The following is a 14,816-nucleotide window of genomic DNA, read 5'->3' on the forward strand; positions in this document are numbered from 1 at the left end:
CTTTAAAAGATTTTGCTAATGGCGCTAAAGGCCAGGCTGATTTCTTCTTTAAAACGCCCCATGATAGCCGAAGTGATTAAAATAATGCCCACAAACCCGATCGCAATTTTAACCGGAAACCCGATAGCGAGCAGGTTGAATTGAGGGTGGGTTTTCATGATCATGCCAAAAATAATATCGCTCAATAACACCAAGCATAAAATAGGGAACGCCATAGAAAACCCTATGACAAACAAGTGCGAAAAGGCTTTAACAATGTTTTTAGCCAACGCTGGCTCAAAGACAAATTGCCCTAAAGGGACGGCTTTTAAGCTGTGATCCACAAACAAAATGATTTGATGGTGGAACGATAAATCCAATAAAATTAAAATCGCTAACAATAAAAGGGCTTGTCCCACAATGGGTTTTTGTGATCCTGAAATGGGATCATAAGCGCTCGCCATGGTAAGCCCCATAGAAAAGCTGATGCTATCGGTTGCAAACACTAAGCTCGCAAAAACGATTTGTAAAAAGACAGACGCGCACACCCCTAAAAACAGCTCGCATAAACAAGCGATGATAAAACCCTCTGGCGTGTAAGCGGCGTTTGAAAACTCTAAAGTGGGGTAAAAAATCGCGCTCACATACAAGCTCAAAGCCCCACGCACCGACAAAGGCACTAAATGGTTTTCAAAAAAAGGGAAAAAAGATAACACGCCGCTAACCCTTAAAAACAACAAGAAAAAATCCCTAACATGGGGGGTGCTAAGCTCTTGGAGAAAATCTAACATTCTTTTTCTTTAAGGATAAAAAAGTAGTGCGCTAGCATTAGGGTTTGCAATAAGGTGACAAAAAAATTAAAAAAAGGAATCAAGGAAAAAAGATAGCAAAAAAACGAGAAACGATAATGTTTTAACCGGTGCTGTTTAAATAGGTTTTGATAGCTTTGATAATTAAAAATCATGCTGGCTATATCCAAACTCATGGTGTTTTTGAAAAAAAGGAAATGCGCGATTATAGAAAGAAAGACCCCAAAGACCCCTATAAAGGGAATGAAATAAAAGGGCGTTAAAACCGCTAAGAATAAAAGCATAAAAATGAGCGATTTTAAAAAATATTTAACAGAAAAAAGGATAGAGCCAAATTCTTCTAAAACGACATGGGGATAATATTTTTGGTGCAAATAAGAAACCACTAAAGGGGTGTAAAAAATAGACGCAAAAATATTGATGACTAAACTCAAAAGAATCACGATCCAAAAAATAAGAAAATACACTAACGCTTTAAAAACCCATGTGAACACACCAGCAAAAAAGCCTTGAGAATGGGAATAATCATTCAAAGATTGCGGTAATAAAGTTTGGCAATAACCCACAATACTCCCGCCATTGTAATAAAAGATAGCTCCAAAAAACGCCAAACTCAAAAGGATAGGGCCAAGATTGATTAAAATCATTCTAGCGCTTAAAAAATCATTAAAACTTTTTTTAAAAATGGATAGAAACAAAACCATAAGCCTTTTTTAAACTCACTTCTTAAGGGGTATTTAAGCGCAAAGTCCCTTAATCTTATATAGTAAGCTTATCAATATGAGATTGACTAAAGGTATAGAAATTACTTAATATGGAATAACATGTAATGCTAAAAGACCAAATATAAAGAATAATAACCCTGGTAACCAAGGAAAGAGAATACATACAACAATAATTACGAATATAATATTCATAATTGCATCGAGAATTTTTGAATCCTTTTTAATATTCTTTTTCTTTCCAAAAAGAATAAAACTAACACCAAAAAAGATAATAAATATTATTACAACATCTGAGGCGAACATTTTTACCCACTTTGAATGGAATGAATAACTTTAAGCATTTCTTACCTCTCAATGTGAGTTTTCTATAATCATGATAGCTGATTTTGTTTTAAATTTGCTATAATGTAGATTTAATTATGAAAATTTAGTTTAGAGTGGAGAACACACAATGAAAAAAAATATCTTAAATTTAGCGTTAGTGGGTGCGTTGAGCGCGTCGTTTTTGATGGCTAAGCCGGCTCATAATGCGAATAACGCTACACATAACACGAAAAAAACGACTGATGCTTCAGCAGGCGTGTTAGCGACAGTGGATGGCAGGCCTATCACCAAAAGCGATTTTGATATGATTAAGCAACGAAATCCTAATTTTGATTTTGACAAGCTTAAAGAGAAAGAAAAAGAAGCCTTGATTGAGCAAGCTATCCGCACCGCGCTTGTAGAAAATGAGGCTAAGGCAGAAAAGCTTAATCAGACTCCAGAATTTAAAGCGATGATGGAAGCGGTTAAAAAACAGGCTTTAGTGGAATTTTGGGCTAAAAAACAGGCTGAAGAAGTGAAAAAAGTCCAAATCCCAGAAAAAGAAATGCAGGATTTTTACAACGCTAATAAAGATCAGCTTTTTGTCAAGCAAGAAGCCCATGCTAGGCATATTTTAGTGAAAACCGAAGATGAGGCTAAACGGATTATTTCTGAGATTGACAAACAGCCAAAGGCTAAAAAAGAAGCCAAGTTCATTGAGTTAGCCAATCGGGATACGATTGATCCTAACAGCAAGAACGCGCAAAATGGCGGTGATTTGGGGAAATTCCAGAAAAACCAAATGGCTCCGGATTTTTCTAAAGCCGCTTTCGCTCTAACTCCTGGGGATTACACTAAAACCCCTGTTAAAACGGAGTTTGGTTATCATATTATTTATTTGATTTCAAAAGACAGCCCTGTAACTTATACTTATGAGCAAGCTAAACCCACCATTAAGGGGATGTTACAAGAAAAGCTTTTCCAAGAACGCATGAATCAACGAATCGAGGAATTAAGGAAGCACGCTAAAATTGTTATCAACAAGTAGATGAGGTGTTATCATGTTAGTTAAAGGCAATGAAATCTTATTGAAAGCCCATAAAGAAGGTTATGGGGTAGGGGCGTTTAATTTCGTGAATTTTGAAATGCTAAACGCTATTTTTGAAGCAGGAAATGAGGAAAATTCTCCGCTTTTCATTCAAGCGAGTGAAGGAGCGATCAAATACATGGGGATTGATATGGCGGTGGGCATGGTGAAAATCATGTGCGAACGCTACCCCCACATTCCTGTAGCCTTACACCTAGATCATGGCACGACTTTTGAAAGCTGCGAAAAAGCCGTGAAAGCGGGTTTCACTTCTGTGATGATTGATGCGTCTCATCATGCTTTTGAAGAAAATTTGGAATTGACTTCTAAAGTGGTCAAAATGGCGCATAACGCTGGAGTGAGCGTGGAAGCGGAGTTGGGGCGTTTAATGGGGATTGAAGACAATATTTCAGTGGATGAAAAGGACGCGGTGTTAGTGAATCCTAAAGAAGCGGAGCAGTTTGTCAAAGAATCTCAAGTGGATTACTTAGCTCCAGCCATTGGGACAAGCCATGGAGCGTTTAAGTTTAAGGGTGAGCCAAAATTGGATTTTGAACGCTTGCAAGAAGTCAAAAGGCTCACTAATATCCCTTTAGTTTTGCATGGAGCGAGTGCGATACCAGATGATGTGAGGAAATCTTATTTGGACGCTGGAGGCGATTTGAAAGGCTCTAAGGGCGTGCCTTTTGAATTTTTACAAGAATCCGTGAAAGGGGGGATCAATAAGGTCAATACCGACACGGACTTAAGGATCGCTTTCATCGCAGAAGTGCGCAAGGTGGCCAATGAAGATAAGAGCCAATTTGATTTGAGGAAGTTTTTTTCTCCGGCCCAATTAGCGCTTAAAAATGTGGTCAAAGAGCGCATGAAACTTTTGGGTAGCGCTAATAAAATTTAATCAACAAGGAAAGAATATAACATGGCAATTGGGATGAGCGAGCTCAAAAAGGGCTTGAAAATTGAATTGGGCGGTGTGCCTTATAGGATCGTAGAATACCAGCATGTCAAGCCCGGTAAGGGTGCGGCTTTTGTACGCGCGAAAATCAAGTCGTTTTTAGATGGTAAGGTGATTGAGAAGACTTTCCATGCGGGGGATAAGTGCGAAGAGCCTAATTTGGTTGAAAAAACGATGCAATATCTCTATCATGATGGCGATACATACCAATTCATGGACATAGAGAGCTATGAGCAAATCGCTTTGAACGACTCTCAAGTGGGTGAGGCTTCTAAATGGATGCTAGACGGCATGCAAGTGCAGGTTTTATTGCATAATGACAAGGCGATTTCAGTGGATGTGCCGCAAGTTGTGGCTCTAAAGATTGTAGAAACAGCCCCTAATTTTAAGGGCGATACTTCAAGCGCGAGCAAAAAACCAGCGACTTTAGAAACCGGTGCGGTCGTGCAAGTGCCTTTCCATGTTTTAGAGGGTGAGATCATTAAAGTCAATACGGAAACAGAAGAGTATCTTGAAAAGGTGAAATGAGGCTATCTTTTTATTGAGTTAGCGCTTTTAGACACAGCCTTTTTGTCATAAGGGGTGTTATCAGCCCCTTATTTGGGCTTTGTTTAAAATGCGTGTGAAATCTGTGATTAAAAATTATTTAGAATTGATGGACTTTTTTTATTGAGTGTCAATATAAAATATTCAAAGGCATTTTTTAAGATTAAACATAAGAGATTGATATAAAAGATTGATATAATCAAGCGGATAACCTCTTAAAAAAGCATTCTTTGGGGGTTATGGAATTTGATTGGGGGTTAGGGGGATTAAAAGAGAGAGAATTTTACCCCATTTGAAAGAGTGTGAGTTTGGGTATAAGAAGAACTTGCACCAAGTTTTATTGAAATGGATACGAAAAAATACGCTTGATTTATCTTGAGCTTTTTTATTTGGTTGCAACCGCTTTTAAAGCAGAATAATATGGTTGGTGGGTAAAATGAAACAAAAAATAAATTATCAAACAGGCTTTATGATACCATGATGGCGTTGAGAGTTTGAATGAACAAATATAATTGTATAGATTTATTTAGTGGGGCTGGTGGTTTATCATTGGGTTTTGCGAATACAAATAGATTTAATATTTTAGCCCACATTGAGTGGGAAAAACCTATGGTTACTACACTGAGAAACGCTTTAATCAAACGCTTCAAGCTTAGTGAAGAAGAAACAAAAAAAAGAATTATCACATTTGATATTCAAAAAACTGATGAATTAATAAATGGCTCTTGGAGTGGTGAAACTCTTAAAATTTATATGAGTTTGTGAGTTTTGAATTAAAAGAGAGTTTAAAACCAATTGAGAAAAGTTTAAATTTTTTTCTTGCATTTGAGTTTGGATAATTTGCCATTGTTTTTTAGATAGCCTGAGACTTTTAATGATTTGTTTGTTTGTATCCACTTGTTTTCTCATTTGATTTTTAGGGGGTCAAGGGGGATTGCCCCATTGCAAGCTATTTTGTAATTTTGTATTACCCCACTATTTTTATTTTAGCATGGATTTGGTTAATTTGGATATAATGGGGTTATTATGATTGATTAAGTTAAGGAGATAAGATGTTAAAAAATGTAGAAATGGGGGCTAATTTTTATAAAGAGCTTGGCAAATTAGAAAAACAATTAGCTAAATATCAAAGTAAAGTTTTAGAAATTAAAACACAAATGAAAGAGATTAAAAAGCGATATTCTCAAGCTAAGAAAGATGAAAATTTAGCTAGTAAATATATTCCTAATGATGAACTAAAAAAAGATTTACTAGATATTGATAATCCTAATACGACTGAAAACTTTAAACCTAAAAATGCTAGTGAAATTTGGCAATTCGCTCTTAACTCTTAGGGGCTTGAATGCTAGAAATTGAGTTAAAAAAGAAATTCACTAAGGATTTAAAAAAACATATTTTAAATCAAAAAATTGAGTTAGAAGTTTTTGACTTAGTGGTTGAAAATTTAAGAAATCAAATCCCATTGGACAAAAGATTTAAAGACCACGCTTTAGTTGGAACATACAACGGCTGTAGAGAGTGCCACATTAAGCCTGATGTTTTGCTTGTGTATAGAGTGAAAGGCAATATTTTAACTTTGGTTAGGCTTGGCAGTCATAGCGAGTTGTTTTAAGGTTCGGATCGTGTGAAAAATTCAAAATTGCTTCAAAAAATTTCCTCACCTTTATCATAAGAGAAGCAGCGATTTTACAGACTTTCCCTAATGATTTTGAATTTATCGGATCGCAAGCGGCTTGTTTTAAAATGAGTGGAGAGGCAATCTAAAGCAATATGAAAATATACAAGGAATTTTAATGGACACTAAATTTTTAATGCAAAATTATAACAAGAAATCCAATGATCTTTTAAAATTACTAGCAAAAAATGTGGAAGAAACTAAAATATGATTTTAAATTTTAATCAAAAATCAAATCTAAAACCACAAAACAAAATTAAAAACCCCATTTTTTAATCAAAACGAACCTACAATGAGTGTTCTATATCATCAGCGTTTAAAGGGGTGTTGGCTTTTAAGAATTTTGATGCCTTTTGGCCTAAAATTTCTTTATAAAATTTAGGGTGTAAGCCAAGGTTGGGGCGTAAGGCTTTGATATTGTTTTCAGTCAATGCTTCGCCTTTTTGAATATCCTTAATGACAAATAAAGAACGCGCAAAAAATCTTCGCTCCTCTAAAGTCTTTGGATTGATTTTAGGCTCTTCTTCGCCTAAGGCTAAAACGCTTTGTTTGATCGCTTCAACCATGCTTTTAAATTCGTTAAAATCCATGCTAAAAGCGCTGTCTGGGGTTTGTAAGGATTTGTTTAAAATGAAATGCTTTTCTATCATGCTCGCTCCTAAAGTGGTGGCTAAAATGGGGCAAAGAGAGCCAATCGTGTGATCGCTTAAGCCAAATTTAACGCCAAAGGTTTCGCCTAATTTAACCATGCTCAATAAGTTAGCGTCTTCTATTTTACTGGGATAAGCGCTCACGCATTTTAAAAGGGTGATGTCAAAATTATTCACGCCTTTGCACAAAGAAATAGCGTCTTGCAATTCAATGCTTGTAGCGATACCGCTAGAAAGGATAATGGGCTTTTGTGTGCGAGCGGCTTTTTCAATCAAGTCTAAATCAACGATTTCAAAACTAGCGATTTTATACATGGGGCAATTTAGGCTCTCTAAAAGCTCTAAAGCTTTTGAGCTAAAAGGCGAGCTAAAAATGCCTAAATCAAGCTTTCTAGCCAATTCAAACAATTCCGCATGCCACTCTAGGGGGGTAGAAGCCTTTTGATACAATTCATACAAATTTTCTTTATCCCATAAAGTGCCTTGAATGATGAAAGGATCTTCTTTAGAGTTTAAAGTCATGCAGCTTGGCGTGTAGGTTTGGAGCTTGACAAAATCCGCGCCACTTTCCTTAATGGCATGAAGGCTTTCTTTAGCTAGGTTTAAATCCTGGTTATGATTAGCGCTCAATTCAGCGACAATTTTAGGGCGTTGTAACATTTCTTATTTTTCCTTAATCAAAACTTCTTTTTCTAAGCGATAGACTTGAGAGCAAGTGAAAGCCAAATGCTCATCATGCGTGGCTAAAACTAACGCCCCTTCTTTTTCTGTAATGTAATTTTGCAGCATGCTGATGACTTGATTAGCGCTAGTGGTGTCTAAATTCCCGGTGGGTTCATCAGCGATAATGATTTTAGGTTTTTTAGAAAGCACTCTGGCGATGCTTAAGCGTTGTTGCTGGCCGCCGCTCAATTCACCCACGCCTTGTTTTAGGGTGTGGGCTATGCCTAATTGTTCTAAAAGGGAATGATTTATTTCTTGCTTGGCTAGGATTGAAGCGACTTGCAAGTTTTCTAAAGCGCTAAAACCCTTAAAAAGGTAATGCGATTGAAAAACGATGCCCACTTTTAAGCGCCGTAATTCCAAAAGTTTTTTGGAGTTTAAGGCATAAATATTTTGGTGTTCTAACAAACTGACTATTCCGCTATCCGGTTTTAGCATGGTGGCTAGATGGCTTAAAAGCGTGCTTTTACCGCTCCCGCTCACGCCTAAAATCGCTAGGCTTTCTTTGGGTTTAATGTGCAAATTCACGCCATTATAAAGAGGCTTTTCAAAAGCATGAGAAATATTAATCGCTTCAATCATTATCGTTTCCTAAAAAGAATATCGCCTAATAAACTAGGGTTTAGAATGTAAGAAGTTGAAAAATTCGCGCTGTGCAAGATGATTTTATCATAACGCCTTGCATAGTATTTTAAAAGCGTTCTTTGCAAGGTGGGTTCAATGCTTGGGCTAAACCATGCGTTATTGCTCATTACGATAAAAATTTTTGAAGGGCTGTTTGAATAAGCGGCTTTGGAAGTGCCTTCATAACAAATCAGGGGGCGAAAAGTAAAATCGTCTAATGTAAAATCGCTGAAATGAGGAGCGTTGCGGTATAAATAAGCGCTCTCGCCAAAAAAGAGCTTTTCAAGGGGTTTTTGAAGAAACTTGGGTAAAGGCATGGTCTCGCCAAAGGGGGCTAGGATCACTTTATCAGCGATCTGAACGCCCTCTTTAGAAAATAAAAACGAGCTGTTATAAAGGCTATAGCCTTGGGTGCGTAATGTCCCTATTAAAATAGCAATATTATCGCTCAAATCTTCTAGCTTAGCTTTAAAAGGGGAGTTTTCTAAAGCGATGGGGTAGGCGGTTTCTGGAAAAACAATCAAGGTTTTTTGCTTGTTTTGAGCGAGCTTGATTTCTTTAAGGATGTTGTTTTCAATATTATTAAGGTAGTTTGAGTCAAATTTCAAATCTTGGGGCGTTTTTGTAGAAACCAATTCAATATTTCCAACCTTTTTTAAATCGCTCGCTTTAAAACCATTAAAATCCAACGCGCCCAGTAACAATAAAACCGCTATGATCCTGTATTTTTTCAATGGTTTAGCGCTCAAAAAAATGCAAGCCAAAAAAACAAGCCCTAGCGATAATTTATCCACCCTAAACACGCTATAAGAAAAAAAGCTATCCGGGACTAACCAATCAAATCCAAAAGGGTGGATAAAACTAGAGCCTAAAAAACTCAAAAGCCTGAAATAGGGGTTTTCAAAATAGAGCAACAAATAAAATAAAAACCCATAAACTAACGCTATTAAAACAATGATTAAGGGCAATAAATAAGTGAAATCCGAGTAGCGAAAGCTTAAAGCGCACCAATAAAACAATAACGCCCCCACGAAAAACCCCAAAGCAAAAGCACTATTTCTGGGGGTTTTTAAAAACGCTAGCATGCTTAAAGGGGCTAATAGGCTTGTGAGTGTGATAGTGATATAGGGGTTTTCAATCGCATAAGCGTCTAAAACAGCGTTCGCATACACGCTTGAAACAAACATGCATGCCAATAAAAAAGCGTTTTGATTGAACAGAATAAGACGCATGGCTAGATTTTGAAACCTTGAGATTGTTTTAGTGTATTATAGCTATATTTTAATTTAAGAATTTTAGATTGATTTTTTTAAGGGTAGTTTTTTTTAAGTTGTGTTATTATTTTCAAATTTCAAGCCTAAAGAGCGTGAATTGGCATGATTTAAGAATGATGGGTGTTTGTTTTAAAACGCTACGACTATCCTTATATGAGATAGAGATAATGAGAGAAAGGTTTGGGTTTAGGGTTTGAACTATATTGATTTGGCGTTACTTGTGGTGGTGGTAGCCTTTGGGATTAGGGGGTTTTATCATGGCTTCGTGAGTGAAGTGGCGGGGACTTTAGGGATTGTGCTTGGCGTGTATTTGGCGTCTCGCTATTCTGTGGCTGTTGGGAATTTATTTTCAGAGCATTTGTATGATTTAAGAAATGAGACCATGACCAATCTCATTGGTTTTTTACTGGTGTTAGCGTCCATTTGGGTGTTTTTTTTAGCTCTTGGAGTGTTGCTAGGCAAGATGTTAGTCTTTAGCGGTCTAGGCATTATAGACAAAGCGTTAGGGTTTATTTTTTCATGCTTGAAGACTTTTTTAGTGCTTTCTTTCATCCTTTATGCGCTCTCTAAAATGGAAGTGATGAAAGACGCTAACGCCTACTTGCAAGAAAAAAGTGCTTTTTTTTCTACCATGAAAAGCGTTGCTAGTAAGATCATGCGCCTTGATGGCGTCAAACATGTGGAGCAAAACCTTAAAGACAACCTTGAAGAAATGAGCGATGAAGTCAAAAATAAAGAATCTTTTAATAAAAATAAACAATCTTTTGATAAAGCGATGGATAAGGGCGTGGAATCTTTAAAAGAAAAGGCTAAAGACTTGCCTAAAAACATGTTAGATCCAAAAGCTAATCAAACTCCACCAAACCCCACCCCATCTAATAAAGAACCCCTATAAAAGGCATCACATGTTTTCTAACCAATACATCCAACAACGCATCCATAAAGCCAATAGCTTGAGAGAAGAAGGGAAAAACCCTTATCAAAATGGCTTGAAACGAAGCCTTACAAACGCCGCTTTTTTAGAAAAATACGCTTATGTTAAGGATTTAGAAGAGCCTAAAGACAAAGAAAAATGCGAAAGTATTGTAGGGAGGGTCAAGCTTTTGCGTTTAATGGGTAAGGCATGTTTTATTAAAGTTGAAGATGAAAGCGCGATTTTGCAAGCTTATGTTTCGCAAAATGAATTGAACGATGAATTTAAAAGCTTGAAAAAGCATTTGGAAGTGGGCGATATTGTGTTGGTGAAAGGTTTCCCTTTTGCTACCAAAACCGGTGAATTAAGCGTTCATGCCCTAGAATTTCATATTTTAAGCAAAACCATTGTGCCTTTACCTGAAAAGTTTCACGGACTAAGCGATATAGAATTGCGTTACCGCCAGCGCTATTTGGATTTGATCGTCAATCCTAGCGTTAAAGATGTGTTTAAAAAACGCAGTTTGATTGTCTCTAGCGTGCGGAAATTTTTTGAAATGGAAGGGTTTTTAGAAGTGGAAACCCCTATGATGCACCCCATTCCTGGCGGGGCGAACGCAAGGCCTTTTATCACTTATCATAACGCTTTGGAGGTGGAGAGGTATTTAAGAATCGCCCCAGAATTATACCTCAAACGCTTGATTGTGGGGGGGTTTGAAGCGGTGTTTGAAATCAATCGTAATTTCAGGAATGAGGGCATGGATCACAGCCATAACCCCGAATTTACGATGATTGAATTTTATTGGGCGTATCACACTTATGAAGATTTGATTGAACTCAGTAAGAGACTATTTGACTACTTGCTAAAGACTTTAAATTTGGATTCAAAAATTATCTATAACGATATGGAAGTGGATTTCAACCAAACGAGCGTGATTTCCTATTTGGACGCTTTAGAAACAATAGGGGGCATTAGTAGGGATATTTTAGAAAAAAAAGACAGGCTTTTGGCTTATTTGTTAGAGCAAGGCATCAAAGTAGAACCAAACCTCACTTATGGTAAATTGCTCGCTGAAGCGTTTGATCATTTTGTAGAATACCAACTCATTAACCCCACTTTTGTAACCCAATACCCTATTGAGATTAGCCCCTTAGCCAGACGCAACGATAGTAACCCTAATATTGCTGACAGGTTTGAATTGTTCATTGCAGGAAAAGAAATCGCTAACGGCTTTAGCGAGTTGAACGATCCTTTAGATCAACTAGAGCGCTTTAAAAATCAAGTGGCTGAGAAAGAAAAAGGCGATGAAGAAGCCCAATACATGGATGAAGATTACGTGTGGGCATTAGCCCATGGAATGCCCCCCACTGCAGGGCAAGGCATAGGCATTGACAGGTTAGTGATGTTACTCACTGGAGCTAAAAGCATTAAAGATGTGATTTTATTCCCAGCGATGCGTCCTGTTAAAAACGATTTTAATATTGAGAGTGGAGAATAATGGCGTATTTTTTAGAACAAACGGATAGTGAAATTTTTGAATTGATCTTTGAAGAATATAAGCGGCAAAATGAGCATTTAGAAATGATAGCGAGCGAAAATTACACTTTTCCTAGTGTTATGGAAGCTATGGGAAGCATTTTAACCAACAAATACGCTGAAGGCTATCCTAACAAGCGCTATTATGGAGGCTGTGAAGTGGTGGATAAAATAGAAAGCTTGGCCATAGAAAGGGCTAAAAAGCTTTTTAATTGCCAGTTCGCTAACGTGCAAGCGCATTCAGGCTCACAAGCCAATAACGCTGTCTATCACGCTCTTTTAAAGCCTTATGACAAGATTTTAGGCATGGATTTAAGCTGTGGAGGGCATTTAACGCATGGCGCTAAAGTGAGTTTAACCGGCAAGCACTATCAGAGTTTTTCTTATGGCGTGAATTTGGATGGCTATATTGATTATGAAGAAGTGCTAAAGATCGCTCAAAGCGTTAAGCCAGAAATCATTGTGTGCGGGTTTTCAGCCTATCCAAGGGAGATTGATTTTAAGAAATTTAGAGAAATCGCTGATGAAGTGGGGGCGTTACTATTAGGCGATATAGCCCATGTGGCAGGGCTTGTGGTAACTAATGAGCATGCCCATCCTTTCCCGCATTGCCATGTGGTTTCAAGTACCACTCATAAGACCTTAAGAGGGCCTAGAGGGGGACTTATTTTAACTAATGATGAAGAGATAGCGGCTAAGATTGACAAAGCGATTTTTCCAGGGACTCAAGGCGGGCCTTTGATGCATGCGATTGCTGCTAAAGCGGTGGGGTTTAAAGAGAATCTAAAACCAGAATTTAAAGCTTATGCAAAATTAGTGAAATCTAACATGCAAGTTCTCGCTAAAACGTTAAAAGAAAAAAACCATAAGTTAGTGAGTGGTGGCACTTCTAACCATTTGCTTTTAATGGATTTCTTAGATAAGCCTTATAGTGGGAAAGACGCTGATATTGCATTAGGGAATGCCGGAATCACCGTGAATAAAAACACCATTCCTGGCGAAACACGCAGCCCTTTTGTAACGAGTGGGATAAGGATTGGCTCAGCGGCATTGAGCGCAAGGGGTATGGGAGCTAAGGAATTTGAAATCATAGGGAATAAAATATCAGATATTTTGAATGATATTAACAATGTTAGTTTGCAATTGCATGTGAAAGAAGAATTGAAGGCCATGGCTAATCAATTCCCTGTGTACCAGCAACCTATTTTTTAAGGGAGTCAAGATGACAGAAATGGAATTAAAGCTCATTAAGATAGACACAAGCCATTATTTTGAAAAAAAACCAGGCTTGGGGGAGAGGGTGGATTATGCGGGGCGTTGCTACTATAATAAATTCCAAAGAGTGAATGCCATGCTCACAAGCTCGCTCATTCAAAAGCATTTGAAAAGGGAGATAGAAATCGCGCACAACCTCATCTTGCGTAACGATAAGGTGGAAAACATTGTGTTTGATTATAATGGGAGGAACCCGGAGCGTTTTTACCATAAGGCGCAGTTATTGCTTCGTGAGGAAGGTTTTATGAATTTTACCGCTTATAACACCAAAACGCCAGGGCATTTGCATTTGTATGTGCATAAGGGGCATACGGAGTTAGGCGAGGGTGAAAGGTTGGTTAAAACTTTGTCCATGAAATTAGCGCAAGGGTTGCCTAAAGAATGGAAGGTCTTCCCTAGCAATGAATGGCCTAAGGAATTTAATATTTTAGCTTTACCTTATGAAGTGTTTGCAAAAGAGCGAGGGAGCTCTTGGGCGAAGCATTTATAACCATTTTTGAAAGGATTTTTGATGTCAGAAAAAGAAAGACTGAATGAAGTGATCTTAGAAGAAGAGAATAATGGGGGCGGCACTAAAAAGGTGTTTTTGATCGTGGCTATAGCCATTATCATTTTAGCGGTGCTTTTAATGGTGTTTTGGAAAAGCACGAGAGTCGCTCCTAAAGAGACTTTTTTGCAAACCGATAGCGGGATGCAAAAAATAGGCAACACTAAAGATGAGAAAAAAGACGATGAGTTTGAAAGCTTGAATTTGGATCCTTCCAAACAAGAAGACAAGCTAGACAAAGTGGCGGATAATGTTAAAAAACAAGAAAATGATGCGTTTAACATGCCCACTCAAACCGATCAAACTCAAACGGAGATGAAAACAACAGAAGAAACGCAAGAAGCTAAAAAAGAATTAAAAGCTGTTGAGCACACTAGCACTCAAAAAGAATCTCAAGCTGTGGCTAAAAAAGAAACCTTCCATAAAAAGCCTAAAGCAACCCCTAAAGATAAGGAAGCTCATAAAGATAAAGATAAGCATGCGGTTAAAGAGCTAAAAGTCAAAAAAGAAGCTCATAAAGAAGTTCCTAAAAAAGCCAATTCTAAAACCACTCTTATTAAAGGGCATTATTTGCAAGTGGGGGTTTTTGCACACACGCCCAATAAAGCCTTTTTACAAGCGTTTAACCAATTCCCCCATAAGATTGAAGATAGGGGGGCTACTAAACGCTACCTCATAGGCCCTTATAAGAGCAAGCAAGAAGCCTTAATGCATGCTGATGAAGTCAGCAAAAAGATGACTAAACCGGTTGTCATAGAGATTCGTTAAAGATTTTACAAACTTAAAAGAGTTTAGCGTTAGTCAAGCGATAATTTCTTGTGATGCACTCTTAGGGGTTAGAGGGATTTATGGGGGAGAGTTTGCAAAATACCCCTATTTTCTTAAGAGTTTTGTATAAAACTAAAATAAAGTAATCCCATTTAAAAAATAAAGAGCGTTATGAATTTAATGGATAGCAAAGAATATGACGGCTTTTTAATAGCGAGCAAAATATAAGACAGCTAAAACAAAGTAATAGCATTTAGTAAAGTAGGGGTAAGAGGTAAAAAATGGAAAAACATGCGTTTTAGATAAAACATTCATACCCACTACTAGCAGTCAAGGAGAAGTAACAAACCCAGACCGCATGAAAGAATTGTAATATAAAAAAGATTAAAACAGCTTTTAAGACTATCAATCCATATGATTTTACCAA

16 protein-coding genes and 4 pseudogenes are annotated in these 14,816 nt (G+C 37.4%); 13 read left to right on the plus strand and 7 right to left on the minus strand.

Annotated features, from left to right (window positions below):
- Positions 1-2 precede the first annotated feature (2 nt).
- The 3 genes from fliR to H7N67_RS07935 form a co-directional block, all read right to left on the minus strand.
- The gene (gene fliR / locus H7N67_RS01720) at positions 3-770 is read right to left on the minus strand and encodes a flagellar biosynthetic protein FliR (RefSeq protein ID WP_187938846.1); all 768 of its coding nucleotides are present in this window, start codon (positions 768-770) and stop codon (positions 3-5) included.
- Entirely contained in the window at positions 764-1,492 is a 729-nt protein-coding gene (locus H7N67_RS01725) for an EI24 domain-containing protein (protein ID WP_187938847.1), read from the minus strand. The genes fliR and H7N67_RS01725 overlap by 7 nt, the downstream gene beginning before the upstream one ends.
- 105 nt (positions 1,493-1,597) lie before the next feature.
- Positions 1,598-1,816 (minus strand): hypothetical protein, encoded by a 219-nt coding sequence (locus H7N67_RS07935; RefSeq protein ID WP_232262990.1) that lies wholly within the window; start codon positions 1,814-1,816, stop codon positions 1,598-1,600.
- Positions 1,817-1,964: 148 nt separating this feature from the next.
- Between H7N67_RS07935 and cbf2 the strand changes: the two genes are divergently transcribed.
- From cbf2 to H7N67_RS01745, 4 genes and pseudogenes are all read left to right on the plus strand, one after another.
- Positions 1,965-2,864 (plus strand): peptidylprolyl isomerase CBF2, encoded by a 900-nt coding sequence (gene cbf2, locus H7N67_RS01730; protein WP_000739411.1) that lies wholly within the window; start codon positions 1,965-1,967, stop codon positions 2,862-2,864.
- Between the two features lie 13 nt (positions 2,865-2,877).
- Positions 2,878-3,801 carry a class II fructose-bisphosphate aldolase gene (locus H7N67_RS01735; RefSeq protein ID WP_000960444.1) on the plus strand — a complete coding sequence of 308 codons (924 nt, stop codon included), beginning with the start codon at positions 2,878-2,880 and terminating at the stop codon, positions 3,799-3,801.
- Positions 3,802-3,822: 21 nt separating this feature from the next.
- Positions 3,823-4,386 (plus strand): elongation factor P, encoded by a 564-nt coding sequence (efp, locus tag H7N67_RS01740; protein ID WP_000974265.1) that lies wholly within the window; start codon positions 3,823-3,825, stop codon positions 4,384-4,386.
- 516 nt (positions 4,387-4,902) lie between these two features.
- A pseudogene (locus H7N67_RS01745) lies at positions 4,903-5,163 on the plus strand (DNA cytosine methyltransferase); the annotation flags it as partial.
- Here the strand turns inward: H7N67_RS01745 and H7N67_RS07945 are convergent.
- Positions 5,146-5,313: pseudogene (locus H7N67_RS07945) on the minus strand (plasmid mobilization protein); the annotation flags it as partial. The pseudogenes H7N67_RS01745 and H7N67_RS07945 overlap by 18 nt on opposite strands.
- 143 nt (positions 5,314-5,456) lie before the next feature.
- Here H7N67_RS07945 and H7N67_RS01750 point away from each other — a divergent pair.
- From H7N67_RS01750 to H7N67_RS01765, 4 genes and pseudogenes are all read left to right on the plus strand, one after another.
- On the plus strand, positions 5,457-5,738 hold the full coding sequence (locus tag H7N67_RS01750) for a jhp0828 family protein (protein ID WP_000917071.1): 282 nt from the start codon (positions 5,457-5,459) through the stop codon (positions 5,736-5,738).
- A gap of 8 nt (positions 5,739-5,746) precedes the next feature.
- A complete protein-coding gene (locus tag H7N67_RS01755; protein WP_042635990.1) occupies positions 5,747-6,016 on the plus strand; it encodes a type II toxin-antitoxin system YafQ family toxin in 270 nt (89 codons plus the stop codon).
- 56 nt (positions 6,017-6,072) lie between these two features.
- Positions 6,073-6,168 (plus strand): annotated as a pseudogene (locus H7N67_RS08120) (DNA cytosine methyltransferase); the annotation flags it as partial.
- A pseudogene (locus tag H7N67_RS01765) lies at positions 6,150-6,290 on the plus strand (LlaJI family restriction endonuclease); the annotation flags it as partial. The pseudogenes H7N67_RS08120 and H7N67_RS01765, both read left to right, overlap by 19 nt.
- A gap of 76 nt (positions 6,291-6,366) precedes the next feature.
- Here the strand turns inward: H7N67_RS01765 and pseI are convergent.
- Genes pseI through H7N67_RS01780 form a run of 3 tightly spaced genes read right to left on the minus strand, consistent with a single transcriptional unit; the run spans position 6,367 to position 9,308 of the window.
- A complete protein-coding gene (gene pseI, locus H7N67_RS01770; protein ID WP_187938849.1) occupies positions 6,367-7,389 on the minus strand; it encodes a pseudaminic acid synthase in 1,023 nt (340 codons plus the stop codon).
- 3 nt (positions 7,390-7,392) lie between these two features.
- Positions 7,393-8,034, minus strand: coding sequence for an ABC transporter ATP-binding protein (locus tag H7N67_RS01775; RefSeq protein ID WP_187938850.1), 642 nt, complete (start codon positions 8,032-8,034; stop codon positions 7,393-7,395).
- Positions 8,034-9,308 (minus strand): apolipoprotein N-acyltransferase, encoded by a 1,275-nt coding sequence (locus H7N67_RS01780; RefSeq protein ID WP_187938851.1) that lies wholly within the window; start codon positions 9,306-9,308, stop codon positions 8,034-8,036. Before H7N67_RS01780 ends, H7N67_RS01775 begins: the two co-directional genes overlap by 1 nt.
- A gap of 235 nt (positions 9,309-9,543) precedes the next feature.
- On the opposite strand from H7N67_RS01780, the gene H7N67_RS01785 reads away from it, so the two are divergent.
- From H7N67_RS01785 to H7N67_RS01805, 5 genes are read left to right on the plus strand one after another with little or no spacing between them, the layout of a single operon-like run.
- A complete protein-coding gene (locus H7N67_RS01785) occupies positions 9,544-10,245 on the plus strand; it encodes a CvpA family protein (protein ID WP_187938852.1) in 702 nt (233 codons plus the stop codon).
- Positions 10,246-10,255: 10 nt separating this feature from the next.
- Positions 10,256-11,761 (plus strand): lysine--tRNA ligase, encoded by a 1,506-nt coding sequence (lysS, locus tag H7N67_RS01790; protein ID WP_187938853.1) that lies wholly within the window; start codon positions 10,256-10,258, stop codon positions 11,759-11,761.
- Complete coding sequence (locus H7N67_RS01795; RefSeq protein WP_187938854.1) at positions 11,761-13,011, plus strand: serine hydroxymethyltransferase; 1,251 nt, start codon at positions 11,761-11,763, stop codon at positions 13,009-13,011. Before lysS ends, H7N67_RS01795 begins: the two co-directional genes overlap by 1 nt.
- A gap of 10 nt (positions 13,012-13,021) precedes the next feature.
- Positions 13,022-13,564 carry a DUF1882 domain-containing protein gene (locus H7N67_RS01800; RefSeq protein WP_000138102.1) on the plus strand — a complete coding sequence of 181 codons (543 nt, stop codon included), beginning with the start codon at positions 13,022-13,024 and terminating at the stop codon, positions 13,562-13,564.
- A 21-nt stretch (positions 13,565-13,585) separates the two neighbouring features.
- The gene (locus H7N67_RS01805) at positions 13,586-14,389 is read left to right on the plus strand and encodes an SPOR domain-containing protein (protein WP_187938855.1); all 804 of its coding nucleotides are present in this window, start codon (positions 13,586-13,588) and stop codon (positions 14,387-14,389) included.
- Positions 14,390-14,816: the final 427 nt, after the last annotated feature.

Origin of the sequence: Helicobacter pylori (assembly GCF_014498195.1) — a bacterium.
Lineage (GTDB): Bacteria > Campylobacterota > Campylobacteria > Campylobacterales > Helicobacteraceae > Helicobacter > Helicobacter pylori_DO.

Excerpts from the sequence above, each read along its gene's own strand:
- pseI (WP_187938849.1), bottom strand. The coding sequence starts at position 7,389 with ATGTTACAACGCCCTAAAATTGTCGCTGAATTGAGCGCTAATCATAAC.
- lysS (WP_187938853.1), top strand. The coding sequence starts at position 10,256 with ATGTTTTCTAACCAATACATCCAACAACGCATCCATAAAGCCAATAGC.
- H7N67_RS01805 (WP_187938855.1), top strand. The coding sequence starts at position 13,586 with ATGTCAGAAAAAGAAAGACTGAATGAAGTGATCTTAGAAGAAGAGAAT.
- fliR (WP_187938846.1), bottom strand. The coding sequence starts at position 770 with ATGTTAGATTTTCTCCAAGAGCTTAGCACCCCCCATGTTAGGGATTTT.
- efp (WP_000974265.1), top strand. The coding sequence starts at position 3,823 with ATGGCAATTGGGATGAGCGAGCTCAAAAAGGGCTTGAAAATTGAATTG.
- H7N67_RS01735 (WP_000960444.1), top strand. The coding sequence starts at position 2,878 with ATGTTAGTTAAAGGCAATGAAATCTTATTGAAAGCCCATAAAGAAGGT.
- H7N67_RS07935 (WP_232262990.1), bottom strand. The coding sequence starts at position 1,816 with ATGTTCGCCTCAGATGTTGTAATAATATTTATTATCTTTTTTGGTGTT.
- H7N67_RS01800 (WP_000138102.1), top strand. The coding sequence starts at position 13,022 with ATGACAGAAATGGAATTAAAGCTCATTAAGATAGACACAAGCCATTAT.
- H7N67_RS01755 (WP_042635990.1), top strand. The coding sequence starts at position 5,747 with ATGCTAGAAATTGAGTTAAAAAAGAAATTCACTAAGGATTTAAAAAAA.
- H7N67_RS01775 (WP_187938850.1), bottom strand. The coding sequence starts at position 8,034 with ATGATTGAAGCGATTAATATTTCTCATGCTTTTGAAAAGCCTCTTTAT.
- H7N67_RS01795 (WP_187938854.1), top strand. The coding sequence starts at position 11,761 with ATGGCGTATTTTTTAGAACAAACGGATAGTGAAATTTTTGAATTGATC.
- H7N67_RS01780 (WP_187938851.1), bottom strand. The coding sequence starts at position 9,308 with ATGCGTCTTATTCTGTTCAATCAAAACGCTTTTTTATTGGCATGCATG.
- cbf2 (WP_000739411.1), top strand. The coding sequence starts at position 1,965 with ATGAAAAAAAATATCTTAAATTTAGCGTTAGTGGGTGCGTTGAGCGCG.
- H7N67_RS01725 (WP_187938847.1), bottom strand. The coding sequence starts at position 1,492 with ATGGTTTTGTTTCTATCCATTTTTAAAAAAAGTTTTAATGATTTTTTA.
- H7N67_RS01750 (WP_000917071.1), top strand. The coding sequence starts at position 5,457 with ATGTTAAAAAATGTAGAAATGGGGGCTAATTTTTATAAAGAGCTTGGC.